Source organism: Endozoicomonas sp. ISHI1 (assembly GCF_024606225.1).
Taxonomy (GTDB): domain Bacteria; phylum Pseudomonadota; class Gammaproteobacteria; order Pseudomonadales; family Endozoicomonadaceae; genus Endozoicomonas_A.
In genome coordinates this window covers 55,896-69,797 of record NZ_JAGRPU010000016.1, presented here as the reverse complement: position 1 = coordinate 69,797, position 13,902 = coordinate 55,896, and the positions used below count along the sequence as shown (strand labels likewise).

The 13,902-nt window shown below is 49.1% G+C and carries 11 protein-coding genes and 1 other RNA gene; 10 read left to right on the top strand and 2 right to left on the bottom strand.

Features of this window, described 5'->3' with window-relative positions; genetic code table 11:
• Window positions 1-13: 13 nt before the first annotated feature.
• Window positions 14-1,396 (bottom strand): glycosyltransferase family 4 protein, encoded by a 1,383-nt coding sequence (locus KBW69_RS11875; RefSeq protein ID WP_257281001.1) that lies wholly within the window; start codon window positions 1,394-1,396, stop codon window positions 14-16.
• A gap of 531 nt (window positions 1,397-1,927) precedes the next feature.
• Between KBW69_RS11875 and ssrA the strand changes: the two genes are divergently transcribed.
• From ssrA to dxs, 8 genes are all read left to right on the top strand, one after another.
• Window positions 1,928-2,340: a transfer-messenger RNA gene (gene ssrA / locus KBW69_RS11870) on the top strand.
• A 597-nt stretch (window positions 2,341-2,937) separates the two neighbouring features.
• Window positions 2,938-4,314 carry a hypothetical protein gene (locus KBW69_RS11865; RefSeq protein WP_257281000.1) on the top strand — a complete coding sequence of 459 codons (1,377 nt, stop codon included), beginning with the start codon at window positions 2,938-2,940 and terminating at the stop codon, window positions 4,312-4,314.
• 456 nt (window positions 4,315-4,770) lie between these two features.
• Entirely contained in the window at window positions 4,771-5,631 is an 861-nt protein-coding gene (locus KBW69_RS11860) for a hypothetical protein (protein WP_257280999.1), read from the top strand.
• 173 nt (window positions 5,632-5,804) lie between these two features.
• Complete coding sequence (locus KBW69_RS11855; protein WP_257280998.1) at window positions 5,805-6,092, top strand: hypothetical protein; 288 nt, start codon at window positions 5,805-5,807, stop codon at window positions 6,090-6,092.
• A gap of 296 nt (window positions 6,093-6,388) precedes the next feature.
• Window positions 6,389-7,861 carry a sodium:alanine symporter family protein gene (locus KBW69_RS11850; RefSeq protein ID WP_257280997.1) on the top strand — a complete coding sequence of 491 codons (1,473 nt, stop codon included), beginning with the start codon at window positions 6,389-6,391 and terminating at the stop codon, window positions 7,859-7,861.
• Between the two features lie 126 nt (window positions 7,862-7,987).
• The gene (locus KBW69_RS23790; protein ID WP_373690691.1) at window positions 7,988-8,362 is read left to right on the top strand and encodes an exodeoxyribonuclease VII small subunit; all 375 of its coding nucleotides are present in this window, start codon (window positions 7,988-7,990) and stop codon (window positions 8,360-8,362) included.
• Window positions 8,363-8,365: 3 nt separating this feature from the next.
• Entirely contained in the window at window positions 8,366-9,253 is an 888-nt protein-coding gene (ispA, locus tag KBW69_RS11840) for a (2E,6E)-farnesyl diphosphate synthase (protein WP_257255376.1), read from the top strand.
• 364 nt (window positions 9,254-9,617) lie between these two features.
• Window positions 9,618-11,543 (top strand): 1-deoxy-D-xylulose-5-phosphate synthase, encoded by a 1,926-nt coding sequence (gene dxs / locus KBW69_RS11835; RefSeq protein WP_257280996.1) that lies wholly within the window; start codon window positions 9,618-9,620, stop codon window positions 11,541-11,543.
• Window positions 11,544-11,605: 62 nt separating this feature from the next.
• Here the strand turns inward: dxs and KBW69_RS11830 are convergent, their stop codons facing one another.
• The gene (locus KBW69_RS11830; protein ID WP_257280995.1) at window positions 11,606-12,019 is read right to left on the bottom strand and encodes a nuclear transport factor 2 family protein; all 414 of its coding nucleotides are present in this window, start codon (window positions 12,017-12,019) and stop codon (window positions 11,606-11,608) included.
• A gap of 145 nt (window positions 12,020-12,164) precedes the next feature.
• On the opposite strand from KBW69_RS11830, the gene KBW69_RS11825 reads away from it, so the two are divergent.
• Together KBW69_RS11825 and KBW69_RS11820 are read left to right on the top strand one after the other, a co-directional pair.
• Window positions 12,165-12,635: a hypothetical protein gene (locus KBW69_RS11825; protein WP_257280994.1), complete on the top strand. Its 471-nt coding sequence runs from the start codon at window positions 12,165-12,167 to the stop codon at window positions 12,633-12,635.
• Window positions 12,636-12,919: 284 nt separating this feature from the next.
• Complete coding sequence (locus tag KBW69_RS11820; RefSeq protein ID WP_257280993.1) at window positions 12,920-13,888, top strand: metalloregulator ArsR/SmtB family transcription factor; 969 nt, start codon at window positions 12,920-12,922, stop codon at window positions 13,886-13,888.
• The last annotated feature ends 14 nt before the right edge of the window (window positions 13,889-13,902 follow it).

Sequence of the window (13,902 nt, the reverse complement as noted above, 5' to 3'; positions counted from 1 at the left end):
TTATCCTCGGGCATCACCCGCTGACAGCGGTCCGCTGGCCAAGACCAGCATCGGCAGCCACTGTGTCTTTCAATTCTTCGGGTTCTTGTTCAGTGTTCAGCAGGTTCAGGTAATACTGGCTGAACTGTCTGGCGGCTACTTTCCAGCAGAAAGTGTCCAGAATTCGCTGCCGACCAAGCTGACCGTATTCAATCCGCTTATCAGGGTGTTCCAACAGCGTCCGCAAGGCTTGTGCCAGGGCTTTGCTGTTGCCAGCCCGGACAATCAAGCCTGCATCTCCCAGGACTTCGGGCAGGGCTCCGCCATCTGAAGAAATCACAGCACACCCGCAGGACATGGCTTCTCCGGCTGGCAGCCCAAAGCCTTCATAGAGTGAAGGGGATACGGCAATGGCGGCCTCAGAATAGTACTCCACCATTTGTTCAGTGGAAATGCCGGATACAAAGGTTACCGCTGAGCCAAGATTCAGTTGTTTCAGCTGCTGCGCTGTCCGACCCTCTTTATTCAGTTTGCCTACCACCAGAAGTTCCAGCTCAGGATAGTCGGGTTTTAACGATGCCACGGCTTCCAAAAGGTATTTTAAGCCTTTCAAAGGCTGGTCCGCAGAAGCCGTAGTCATAATTCTGAACGGCTTGCGTTCAATATGGGGTTGAGGACTGAAGGTATCAGTATCAATCCCGTTATAAATAAGACTGATATCGTTAGCCGGACGGTCAAAGGCTTCAGCAATATCGCCCCGGGATTGTTCCGAAACGGTAACAATATGCTTCAATTCACGAACCACCCTGCCTTGCATGGTCAGAAAGGAATACCAGCGACGGATCAACAGACGGTGCTTCCAGTCAGATGCGGCACCCAAAGCCAGCTCTCTGTCCCGGGTTATGGGGTGATGGACAGTGGCTACCACGGGAACACCCTGATTCTGCAGGTCCAAAAGGCCATAGCCCAGACTCTGGTTGTCATGAATAATGTCGTAGTCATGACCGTTTTTACGCAAATATTTCACAGCACGACGGGTGAATGTATAGGGCTCAGCAAACCCTCCGGTCAGCATGGCCCACCATTCAAAAAAGTCAGACCAGGATTTCAGGTGTCTGGGTCTCAGGGCTGTTACATGACTTTCAAGACTGAACAGATCCAGGCTGGGGATTTCAATCAGGCCCACCCGGGGGTCAAGATCCGGATAGGGAGGGCCGGAAATAACATCTACCCTATGGCCTGCTTCGACCAGAGCCTTGCTCAGGTACTTGAGGTAAATGCCCTGACCACCTACGAAGGGATGGCTGCGATAACACAGCAAACAGATTTTAAGTGATCCGGCAGGTTGTTCGGACACCTCGGACGACAGGGAGCTGGCTGTCGTCAGTGTGTTGGGTCGTTTTTCTTGTATGGTCATTAAATAACCTGTCACCAGACTGGATTATGACTAGAAACAGCATTGGTTGCTGAATGTGACGGGACAAAGGCCACCATTTTCTACCCGAAGCATTTATGCGGGTGAGTCCTTTCTGTCAGATCTGAACAGGGTACAGTCTGGATTTATGCTTTAAACGTCCAGATGAACCACAGCACCTGTCAGACTCAGGTGAACTGTTTGAACCCCTGTGTACCGTCCACCCTGAAAATAGTGCGTGGGAACATCATCAGACGCTGAGAGTTCACCACTGATGGGTTGCGCCAGGGTTGAGGGAAAATAACATAAACTGAAGCAAGCGTGAAATGGCGGATACTTATCAAGACTTAATCGCTGAGGGTCATGTTCACTGTTGCCTGCGGCCAACTTCTTTGCGCATATAGAAATGCTTTGAGCCAGATATGTTAATCTGGTGGGATAGACCAAACTTCAAACCTGTGAAGCTTTCATATAAAAAATTGTCTTAATTCTATGGATAGCCTATAACTAAATGATCCAATGGAGTTTTGATCCGGGGGCGATCTGGATTCGACGACGGTATCGAAACCTTAGGTGCATGCCGAGGACGTAGTGGTTCTCGTTAATCAAAACACTACAAACCTTATAGTTGCCAACCTGGTAGCTCTTGGAGACGCTCAAAACGAACTCTTCGAAGAAGAGTTTGCATTTGCAGCTTGATCGTAGCTAAACCCTACGAGTCTCCCAGTCTGTCCGGCTCGTCTACTGGCCGGTTTTCGGACTGTCATCGTAAGTAGACTCGCGAGGCCCGGTATGCCTGTGGCTGGCCAGCTAAAACGTAACAGGATCGCTCGGTAGAACCCCGACCGCTGGGTCGTTATCGAGTTAAATCCAAAGGCGGATCTAAGCATGTAGAGCCGAAGGCTGAGAATCGGCGGACGCGGGTTCAATTCCCGCCGCCTCCACCATCTTGTAAATAGCCCTAATGAGCCCTCACCAGCCATTAGGGCTTTTTATTAGCCCGCAACTTTATTATCAAGAAATTAGAGCTGATACGGGTAATTGCATACCAGAGCTCATCCTTAGGATGCTAGAGAGCCAACGCTCGCCTGGTATCGACATGCGTTAGCCGCCGATTGGAGCGTGCCAGCTGATTTGACATCCTCTCGCCCCTCAAGGAGCGAAAGGATGTCAATAAAGCAACTGATAGACTAATTCAGTTCCTATTGTGGGAACCAAACCATCGTCCCACAACACCACCAAACAAAAGCCCTGTAGATTCTTTATTTACAGGGCTTTTTCACATTTGGTCAGACAGTTTTTCTTCAGGGGGAGGCCGGAGATTGGTCAAAAATGATTTTCGGCTCATTCGATAACTATGAATTTTGGGGAACTTACATGAGTGTTCTCATTAACCGGCCACCCTGAGCGTCAGCCTCGCTTTGCGCGGGAACGAGATATATAGGTGATTCAGCTTCCAATCAAGCGCAGAAAACACTTATTTTCTTGATCTATCATCATCTCAATCTACCCTTGTTCCCTACAAATCAGAATGCGCGGATAGAATGATGAACAACTCACTCTTTGCGGCATTGTTTATACTGCCGGTGTTGTTAACTATCGTCTGTCAGGCTGACTCCTCGAAAAGGTGTTTTGTTGTCGATTTTCATCAGGATGATGCAGGTTCTTCGATCCAGAGCGTTTCTATAAAAAGTAACCTCGATACTCTGTCGTACAACCCTTCAGACATTGCCGACACAAGCGGTTATGTGGGGTTAGATTTTTCGCCTGATGATAAACCTTATGGACTTAACGGTTACGGATTAAAAACCACCCTTATTGAGTCAATTTCGTGGCCATTGATTTACGCCTCTCATCTGCTGGTGGCTTACGAACTGATGCTGAGCAGCCACGAAACCTCTCTGAGCGCCAAACCTTTTTCGTGGCCACCTGTAGAAGCGTTTGTTGTTATTGGCTGGCTTTTGAAAAACGATTGGAACTCCGATTCGTCACTGTTTATCCCGATGGATCAACAGGAGGCCAGTCAGGATGAACCGTTTACAATCACCACCATGATGCTCCCCGGAAACAGCCAACAAAAAAATAACCAACAAAACCAGCCTTCAACATCATCCGGTCAGCAAGCCACAGGAGGGGCAACCAGCACCCGGACTACAGTCTTTGCCAGCGGCTCCCAGTCTTCTGGCTCTGGCGACGATGACAAAAACCCCGGACCACACCGGCATACTTTCGATAACAATTGTCACTTTGGTTCCTGTCATGGCGTTTGCAAACTCCGATCACCATCCGTTGGTGGAGAGTCCGCCAGAGGGCCGGTGAATTCCGTAGCCAGTTCAGCAAGCCTCGTCACAATGGCAACATTCACACAGAGCAAACGCCCTCCCTCAGCAGTCCCATTCGCGCAACGTGGGACAGCCAGTAAAACTTGTAAATGTGAAGTTACTGATCCCACCAGGCCCTTTGTCTGTGAAGTGCTGCTGAAATTGGAGAGTGGCGAACGGCTGCCGTGCGGGGTGCGCTTCAAGCATAGAGAGATGCTGACATATCACCAAGAGAAATACCACACTCCGCTACGATTCTGTGATGTGATAGTGGTTGGGGGTAATGGTGAACAGCGAGTATGCGGGGAAGTCTTCAAAATGCCAGAGCAGCAGCGTCACAACAGGAGATACCACGAAGGTGAAGTAAATATCAGATGGTCGAGCCCCGATAGAAGCTACCAGGTTCTTGGGTCAGTATTCTGTGACGTGATCGTATACTTGCCGGCTCACGATTACGAGAGAGGCGTACGGGGAACATCGCAGCAACTATGCGGGCAGATCTTCGCGACTAACGAAAGTCTGCGTCGTCACAGAAGTAGTTGCCACCGGGCATCCCAATCCAGATGGAAAGGTATAAGGAGGAGACCACCGATGGAGTAATGAAATTTTTCCACGAAATCAAAGAAACCACGCCTGCAAACAACTTGCCACCGGACAGAGCTGACTGAGTTCGCTGACAGGTGCGCAAAACCCAATAAAAGACAGCCACTTCCCTTCGTTTTCGGATTTTTAACCATGTAGCGTTCATCGGCTACGTTTTCTAGCAGCCTGTCGGACTTAAGCGTCCGTAGCGAGGATTGCAAGAAATTGAGGATAAAAATTTCTGCTTCTGAGGAGAATAGCGAGCTATTTGACGAAGAAGCAGGAATTTTCAGACCAATTTATTGCAACCGCAATAGGACAGCCTTAAGTCCGACAGGCTGCCAGGGAACTTATACCGGGTTCAATGTGTCAAAAAGTGTACGGTTTAAGCAATTTTAAACATCAACTCATTCTAATTAATTCACTACACTTCTTGACTAATGCGTAGTGTTCTTGAAACAGGAGGATAGTGTAATGAAGAGATTTCTCAAATTTGGTCTTCCTTTTGCCCTGTTGCTTTCTCCGGGTGTTAATGCAGAACCGTGCTGGCAATCCCAGTCGGTTCTACCAGCTGATGGCAGCCTGTGTATAGTCATTGATGATGAAGTCAAGCCTGGCAAACCACAATGGTACTTCGGCAGAGCGGCGCTGGATCTGACAGAACCCGTTCAGGCGGCAGACAACAAAAAGAACTTTTGTGTCTATGAAGTAAAGAATAGTGACGGCCATGATATCAAACGAAGCCGCAACTACTTCTGGCTGAATGCTACAGAAAGAGAGGTTCTGTCCAGTTTCTACAAACTGCCTATGCACAAGAATGATCCGCTCAGTCCTGATCAGTCTGATAAGTGGGTGATGAACTCTGGCTCTCTGGTAGGTCTTTTCAGGTTCTGCTCTGCTGAAAGACCAAAAGATGTCGGGTTCAGTGATCTCGACCTGTGTGTAAAACCTCTGCCAAACAATGGTATCGCTTTTGGAAAGTTTACCCATACGACTAAATGCAAGGTGTTTGATGCAGGTGTTGGCAAAGAACTGATGCCCTTGTCTGAACTGCAGACTTTACGTAAAGATCGGCCTGATATCACTTGGGTAGGCGAAGGTTGGGCTGTGCGCGATGGTCAGCCGTTTGCCACGCACACGGTTTATGGTATCCCTGATTCCACAGAATATTGCCTGCTTCAGGCCATGATTCGAGGCCACCAATTTTGCAGCGTTGATAAAACCGGGCACTACCAGACAGGCAATGAGATTGACTATGGAGATACAGATGGAGGTATAAACGATGCCTATCGTCTTAATTATTCTGATAAGCCCAAAAGCAAATCAGAACTGTAAGATCATGGATTACTATTGACAAATACAAGTCGGGAGCTTTGAGCAGTGAGGCGGCTATCAGAATAGGGTGAGAGCCGGTAAATTCTGAAAGCCGTTCCTCCAGAAAAAAAGCGGGAGGCCCCTGACAAGAATGGAAATAAGAAAAGCACAACGCAGTGATGCTCAGAGAGCTTTTGAACTTCGTAATCTGGCGATACTTTCTCAATGCCGGTCATTACAGTGATGAAGCTTTGACTCTCTGGACTGAAGGCTCTAACTCTGAGAATTTTATGGATAGCGTTGAGCAGAATTTTCTTGTTGCGATGATGGAAGGAGAAGAAGCCGGTACGGGAATGATTGATACCAGGGACAGTGCGGTCGATGCAATCTTTGTCGACCCACAGTTTATGAGGATGGGCGTTATAACAAGCCCGGCTGATGCATTCAGCAGGTCTTTTGAACAGGCAGTCTTGCAATGGTGAGGTTTATCCTGCTGCTGACTCATGGCCGCAGTTTCACCCGAACCTCCGGGAGCCTGTCGCAAAAGTGCAACGCTTCGCCGATACGGCGTTAAAAAGTGGCTCAAAATGCTCATTTACTCGCTGTAAACTGCGCTTTTTCGCTACGTTTGCAACCGCGTCCTAAACGATTGTTATTTCTTAATTTGCTATGACTCGGGCAGGCAGTGTTTGTACTTATTCGTCATCGTTTATTCATCTATTTTATATGGAAATAAAAACAAACAAACTAAATATCATATTAATAATCAGGAAGTACTATGAACGATTTTATCTCTGCATCAAACAATCTTCTTTGGGGGAGTATCCTGATTTACCTGCTGCTTGGAGCCGGTATTTTATTCACCATTCGTACACGTTTCGTACAAATCCGTCGCTTCGGTCTGGCTGCCAGAACCATGATGGGTAGCCGCAGAACTCATTCCGACCTTCATATTTCTCCATTCCAGGCATTCTGCACCAGTCTTGCGGCCCGAATTGGTACCGGTAACATCGCCGGTGTTGCCGTTGCTATTTATTTGGGTGGACCCGGTGCCATCTTCTGGATGTGGCTTATTGCCCTATTGGGTATGGCTACCAGTTTTGCCGAAAACACCCTCGCCCAAATCTACAAAACAAACAATGGTGATGGCACTTATCGCGGAGGTCCTGCGTACTACATGCAGAAAGCACTGGGTCAGCGCTGGATGGGCATTGCTTTCTCTATCTCTCTGATTATTGCGTTCGGATTTGCTTTCAACAGCGTTCAGTCCAATTCTATTGCAGCCGCTTTCACGGGTTATAACATTGCTCCTGAATACATTGGCATCGGACTGGTAATGGCCAGCGGCATCATCATCTTTGGTGGCATTCGTTCCATCGCCAAAGTCGCTGAAATGATTGTGCCATTTATGGCTGTGGGCTATCTGGCTGTGGCGGTTGTTATAGTGGCCATGAATATCCCTGAACTACCGGCTGTATTCACCCTGATTTTCAAGAGTGCTTTTGGTCTTGAAACCGCCATGGGTGGCGGTGTCGGCTACATGGTTTCCCAGGCTATGATGCAAGGTATCAAGCGTGGCCTGTTCTCCAACGAAGCCGGTATGGGCAGCGCACCTAATGCTGCAGCGACTGCACACTCCACTCACCCGGTTAGTCAGGGCATGATGGGCATGCTGGGGGTGTTTATGGACACCATTGTCGTGTGCACAGCCACGGCTGCCATTATACTGGTGTCTGGTATGCTGGAACCGGGCAGTGGCCTGACCGGCGTTGCATTGACTCAGGCAGCCCTGTCCAGTGAGATAGGACCATGGGGTGGACATCTGGTTGCATTAGCCATCCTGCTGTTTGCTTTCACCTCCATCATCGCCAACTACTATTATGGTGAATCTAACCTGCTGTTCATTAAAAACAGCAAGACTCTGCTGATGATTTATCGTCTGGCCGTCCTGGTCATGGTGTTCTGGGGTTCTGTTGGCAACCTGCCTACCGTATGGGCTTTCGCTGATCTGTCTATGGGTACTATGGCGCTGATCAACATTACGGCTATTCTGCTACTGTCAGGTATCGTCGTAAAAGTTCTGAAAGACTTTGACGATCAAATTGCTGACGGCGTTGTACCGGTATTTAACCGCAAGAAGTTCCCATTCCTGGACAAGACCATGGATAAGGACGTGTGGCAGGAACATAATGCTGGCGAAGCTCAATCTTGCCCTATCCCGGAAGCCGACGTTCGACCGGCCACTGAATAACACCCAATGAGGCCGAGCCATCCGCTCGGCCTGTTTTTCCTTTGAAAACACTATTTACAATCTCTCTGCCCCCGCACATGTCACCCTCCCGTGTTGCCAGAACCCGCCCCAACCTGAATTTGTGGTATGCTTGAGCCCGTTTTAATTTATCCGGGTGAGTACCGTCCTTTTTTGCCATGCACTGAAGCACTCTGGCTGACAAAGGTCATCCTGAAGGCAGGTATTCCCTCACCAAGTCAATGGAAAAGGTTTCTAAGCATGCCGGAAAAAAAGCAGGGCTTTGCCTTTGAGCAGTCGCTCACAGAATTGGATGCACTGGTTCAGCAAATGGAGTCCGGTGATATGACACTGGAAGCGTCTCTGAAAGCCTTTGAAAAAGGGGTAAAGCTGACACGTGAATGTCAGAAAGCGCTGACTGAAGCAGAACAGAGAGTCCAGCAGCTTCTGGAAAATCAGGGCCATTTGGAAACCCGCCCTTTCGATCCGACAGAAGGCGAATAATCCATGACTCTGCTGGAATACATCAAGGGTTGTCAAAACCGCGTTGATGAGCAGCTCAAAAATCATCTTCCCGACATCAGTCACGTCAGTGAAAGGCTGGTTGAGGCGATGTCCTATTCTGTTTTTAACGGTGGCAAACGTATTCGACCGATTCTGGTTTATGCTGCCTCTGAAGCCGTAGGTGGCGATCAGACTCAGGCGGACCCTGCTGCCTGCGCTGTAGAGCTCGTCCACGCGTACTCCCTGGTGCATGATGATCTTCCAGCGATGGATGATGATGATCTTCGAAGAGGCAAACCCACCTGCCACAAAGCTTTTGATGAGGCCACTGCCACTCTTGCAGGTGATGCTCTGCAAACTCTGGCATTTGAAGTACTGGCTTCAAGCCATCACGAATTACCCGCTCCTGTCTGCCTGCAACTGATCAGGGAACTGGCCCGTGCTTCTGGCCATGGGGGTATGTGCGGTGGCCAATCCATGGACCTGAACTCTGTAGGCAGTCCATTGAATCAGGAACAACTGCAATTAATGCACAGCCACAAAACCGGGGCACTGATTCGCGCCAGTGTTGTCATGGGCGCACTTTCAAGTGGCAAAGTCGAAACAGAACAACTGAACCAACTTATTCGCTATGCAGACGCCATTGGTCTGGCTTTTCAGGTTCAGGATGACATTCTTGACGTCACCGCCGACACCGAAGTACTGGGTAAGCAACAAGGGGCAGATCTGGCTCTGGATAAGCCCACCTATGTATCCCTTATGGGATTGCAGGGTGCCAGAGAACTCGCCAGCTCGCTCTGTCACCAGGCGATTTGCTCCCTCGAAAGCTTCGGGGATCAGGCCATTATCCTCAGGCAAATGGCAAAGTACGTCATCCAGAGATCTCATTGATTCGATGTAATATCATTACGTAGCTTATCTTCAGCATTGCCATAGAAAAAACCTACTGTTCAGGTACAATCCTATAATTCACTGATGACATTTACTGTTATCATTCTTCGCCTATTGAGAAGAGCCAAGAGTGGTATCAGTCTCTCATGACTGTGTTACGACGCTGTCAGGCTTCGATACCCTCAAACCTGGCAAACTGCCGGAAACATCAAGGTTTCCCCTTTCCGTCCCGTGCAAGTTGTGGTGAATGAGGGACGACGTCGAATTTTCGAAAAGCGACCCGGGACCAGGAAACTGGCTTTTATGATCGATTCCCATGAAAGGGTCGCTTTTTATGGCTGAGAGGCCTGGACCGCGAGCAAACATGTTTCACGAAATACCCAAGACAAAGCCTGATACTCCCTTGTTAGATCAGGTCGATACTCCTGACCAGCTGCGCCAACTTGATAGATCAGATCTGCCCCGGCTGGCCCGGGAACTCAGAGAATTTCTGCTTTACTCGGTCGGTCAGGTGGGTGGACATTTTGGTGCCGGGCTGGGTGTTGTTGAGCTGACTGTCGCCCTGCACTACCTCTTCGATACTCCCCATGATCGTCTGATATGGGATGTGGGCCACCAGACCTACCCCCATAAGATACTCACTGGCCGCAAAAACAAAATGGACACCCTACGCCAGAAAGACGGTCTGGCTGCATTTCCAAAAAGAGAAGAAAGTGAGTTTGATACCTTTGGCGTGGGTCACTCCAGCACTTCTATCAGTGCCGCACTGGGCATGGCTACCAGCGCCCGGCTGAAGAGAGAAAAACGACGCACGGTTGCAGTGATTGGCGATGGTTCCATGACGGCCGGGATGGCTTATGAAGCCATGAACCATGCTGCAGACCTCAAGGCCAACATGCTGGTTATTTTGAACGACAACGACATGTCCATTTCAAAAAGCGTAGGCGGTTTGTCAAACTATTTGACCAAAATCTTATCCAGCAGGACCTACCACCATATTCGGGAAGGCAGCAAGAAAGTGCTTAATGGCATTCCCCATGCCTGGGAACTGGCTCGCAGAACTGAGGAGCACATGAAGGGAATGATCATTCCCGGTACCCTGTTCGAAGAAATGGGCTTTAATTATTTTGGCCCTATTGACGGCCATGACCTACCCATGCTGCTACACACTCTTGACAACCTTAAAGATCTGGACGGCCCTCAATTTCTGCACGTGGTAACCCGCAAGGGTAAAGGCTTCACACCTGCAGAAAAAGACCCTATTGGTTATCACGCCATCACCAAGCTGGAACCAAGCACTAGAGTCAGTGGAGAAAAACCCGGGCTCCCTAAAAAGCCCAAGTATTGTAATATCTTTGGTCAATGGCTGTGCGATATGGCAGCAAAAGACGACAAACTGGTAGGTATTACCCCAGCCATGTGCGAAGGCTCGGACCTGATTCGCTTTGCCGATCGCTATCCGGATCGCTACTTTGATGTTGCTATTGCCGAACAGCACGCGGTAACTCTGGCTGCCGGTATGGCTTGTGAGGGGATGAAACCTGTCGTCGCGATATACTCTACTTTCCTGCAAAGAGCTTACGACCAGCTAATTCATGACGTTGCAGTTCAGAGGCTGAACGTCCTTTTTGCCATCGACCGGGCAGGTATGGTTGGAGAAGACGGCCCAACTCATGGTGGCTGCTACGATATTGCTTACTTGCGCTGCGTGCCTGAAATGCTGGTAATGACGCCTTCCGACGAAGACGAAACTCGTCGTATGCTCTCTACAGGTTATCAGTATCAGGGGCCGGCTTCTGTCCGTTACCCGAGAGGGACCGGCCCCGGTGTAGCGATCAGTGAAAGTCTCGAATCCATGACCATTGGTAAAGGCGAGGTTCGCCGCCGGGGGCAACAAGTGGCCATTCTTTCTTTCGGCACTCTGCTAGAGAACGCCTTGGAAGCTGCTGACGAACTTAACGCCACTGTCGCAAACATGCGCTTCGTTAAACCGCTGGATAAAGAGCTCATTCGACAACTGGCCAAAGAACATGAACTTCTGGTCACACTGGAAGAAGGCTGTATTGCCGGTGGAGCGGGCTCAGCCGTTGCCGAGTTCCTCAATGAGCAGGGCATCCATGTGCCGGTCATGCAGCTAGGTATTCCGGATGAATACGTTGAGGCCGCCAGTCACAAACAACAACTGGCCGAGTGTGGACTCGATGCCGGAGGCATCAGACAATCCGTTATAAAGCGTATGAGCCGCAGCCTGAAAAGCGCGATTAAGATCGCCCATGTCACCCCGGCCTGATCACTTCATTATCAGCCTCCTGATCACAGGAGGCTGAGTCATTTCCCTTCTATTAGTTTGATTTATTGTTGAACAGATGTCGCTAAATGCATGGCTTCTTCACCTTCAATTTGAACGGTCACATCTTCATACCGCGATATTTTATTATCTCGCATTTCTATATAGCCAAATATTTTGAACAGGGCCGTAGTACCCTCATTGGATGTCACTCTGGATGTGTGGTGATCGAACCCCCGGTCACCGTTGAAAAAAACCCGATGCACAGAAATATCCACGCCATGGGTATGCTCTTTAATCCACTGTAATCGCTCGCAAATTTGTTGGCAGCCCTCCATGCGTCTTTCATTAATCATTATGACGGCATCATCCGTAAAATAATCGGCGACTTTAGAAGCGTCATGCTTTGCTAAAACATTGTGTAGAGCATCACTGAAAAATTGAATTTTTTGTTGATGAGTCATTACTTTTTCATTCATAAGCATGATTCCTGCGATAAAAGTCAGTACAACTGTTATTTCTCTCTGTAGGGGACAATTTCGAGACAAAGCTTGATATGAAAGGGTAAATAGGTGTCCGATAGCAGGTATTCTGCAAGCCCATTACCTCAAGCAGTCACCTTTCGTGCAACGCACCCATTTACTGGCAAAGCATCTTAAAGCCTCTCCTGGCTGGCATCAATCCTGTATTATTGCGCTGGTTATTTTTGGCCTCATCCGGATGGGTTCAGTCAACCTGTCCCGTATTGCCCAAACTATGGGGCACGGTAACGGGATCGACTCCGGGCGTAAACGTCTCAAGCGCTTCTTCGCCTGGAAGTTCAAAATCAACATCATGATGGTTGCTAATCAGGAGGTCGTCATTCCCGCGAAGGAACTTCCACACAGACCGACAGGTTCTTTTGATTTAATCCAAATTCAGAAAGCGGCGGACCGGGAAACACTCAATGGCGAGAAAAACGATAAAAATCGGGTAAGGACTGGTCTTTCTCCAGCCCTCCACCCGTGTCGGGTAGCATTGCCCATCAATCATGACACCAGCACGGAGATAGCGACCAATCCGTTTATGTTCCATCCAGTAGGCTTGGCGCACTGAGGGCCAATACTGTTTAGCAAAGTCAGGGTCAACAGGAAATCAAAACAAATTCAGCGAAGTCATCCCGGGTTATTCCTTGCACTCATTTGCTGTGTGGCGGTAATAAGTCGACACAACAGGTCAACACAAACAAAGCAATGGTTTACACGCCGAATGTTGAGCATCTATATCAAAAAGTTTTGATATACATTGTGCTGCTTGCTAGACTTGCGCCTTAGATAGACGGAGTAGAATTCTTCTGGTCGTCTGCCAGAAGTCAACGGTGCAGCGGTAAGGAGTTTTGCGTGTCAGAATCAGGATCAGTCGAACAGCTTGCCGCACTGGGAAAAGCGTATGGCGATGTACTGAGGCTAGAGATCCTGAGAGTACTAAGCACAGACTCTTTCGGGGTGCTTGAACTCAGCAGCCTCTTCGATATGCGTCAGCCTGCCATGAGTCACCATCTCAAGGTTCTCTCTCAGGCTGGACTTGTGAGTACCCGCAAGGAAGGTAATACCGTTTTTTACCGTCGGGCTCTGCCCCCACAGGAAAGGATCAGCAGTGATGTCATGCGCTCCCTTTTTTCAGCGGTCGACACTCTGTCGTTGTCGTCTTCCCTGACCCGACGCCTGTTGAAGGTCAGAGGTCAGAGAGCTGAACAATCCATGGCATTTTTTGCCCGCAATGTGAATCAGTTTCGACAGCATCAGGAACTCATTGCTGATCATGACCTCTATGCCCGATGTGTGGCTGACGTTCTGGAAAAAACGGAATTGCCCGACCATCAGCAAGTGATGGAGCTGGGGCCGGGAGAGGGCGATTTCCTGGCAACGCTGAGTGAGCGTTTTCAGCGAGTCTATGCTGTGGACAATTCCGGAGAAATGCTGGCCATCAGTCAACAAAGGGTAAAAGAGCGAAACCTGAATAACATCCAGTTTATTCATGGAGAAATAGAAGCCCTTAGTGCTCTGGAGGGTCAGTTTGACTGCATAGTGGCTAATATGGTGTTACACCATGTAGCCACCCCTTCCGGTATCTTCACCTGGGTTTCAAGACTGTTGAAGCCGGGTGGCAGTATGCTGGTCAGTGAACTCAGCAGTCACAATCAGGATTGGGTACGGGAATCCTGTGGCGATTTGTGGCTTGGATTCAGTGTCGAAGACCTTGATGGCTGGGCACAGGATGCAAGTCTGGAAATAGGTGAGTCCCAGTATCTGGGGCTGCGTAATGGTTTTCAGATTCAGGTCAGGCGGTTTTTCAGACCCCTGGACTGAATAGTTTTAAGAGG

Excerpts from the sequence above, each read along its gene's own strand:
- KBW69_RS11865 (WP_257281000.1), top strand. The coding sequence starts at position 2,938 with ATGATGAACAACTCACTCTTTGCGGCATTGTTTATACTGCCGGTGTTG.
- dxs (WP_257280996.1), top strand. The coding sequence starts at position 9,618 with ATGTTTCACGAAATACCCAAGACAAAGCCTGATACTCCCTTGTTAGAT.
- KBW69_RS11850 (WP_257280997.1), top strand. The coding sequence starts at position 6,389 with ATGAACGATTTTATCTCTGCATCAAACAATCTTCTTTGGGGGAGTATC.
- KBW69_RS11875 (WP_257281001.1), bottom strand. The coding sequence starts at position 1,396 with ATGACCATACAAGAAAAACGACCCAACACACTGACGACAGCCAGCTCC.
- KBW69_RS23790 (WP_373690691.1), top strand. The coding sequence starts at position 7,988 with ATGCTTGAGCCCGTTTTAATTTATCCGGGTGAGTACCGTCCTTTTTTG.
- KBW69_RS11830 (WP_257280995.1), bottom strand. The coding sequence starts at position 12,019 with ATGAATGAAAAAGTAATGACTCATCAACAAAAAATTCAATTTTTCAGT.
- KBW69_RS11860 (WP_257280999.1), top strand. The coding sequence starts at position 4,771 with ATGAAGAGATTTCTCAAATTTGGTCTTCCTTTTGCCCTGTTGCTTTCT.
- ispA (WP_257255376.1), top strand. The coding sequence starts at position 8,366 with ATGACTCTGCTGGAATACATCAAGGGTTGTCAAAACCGCGTTGATGAG.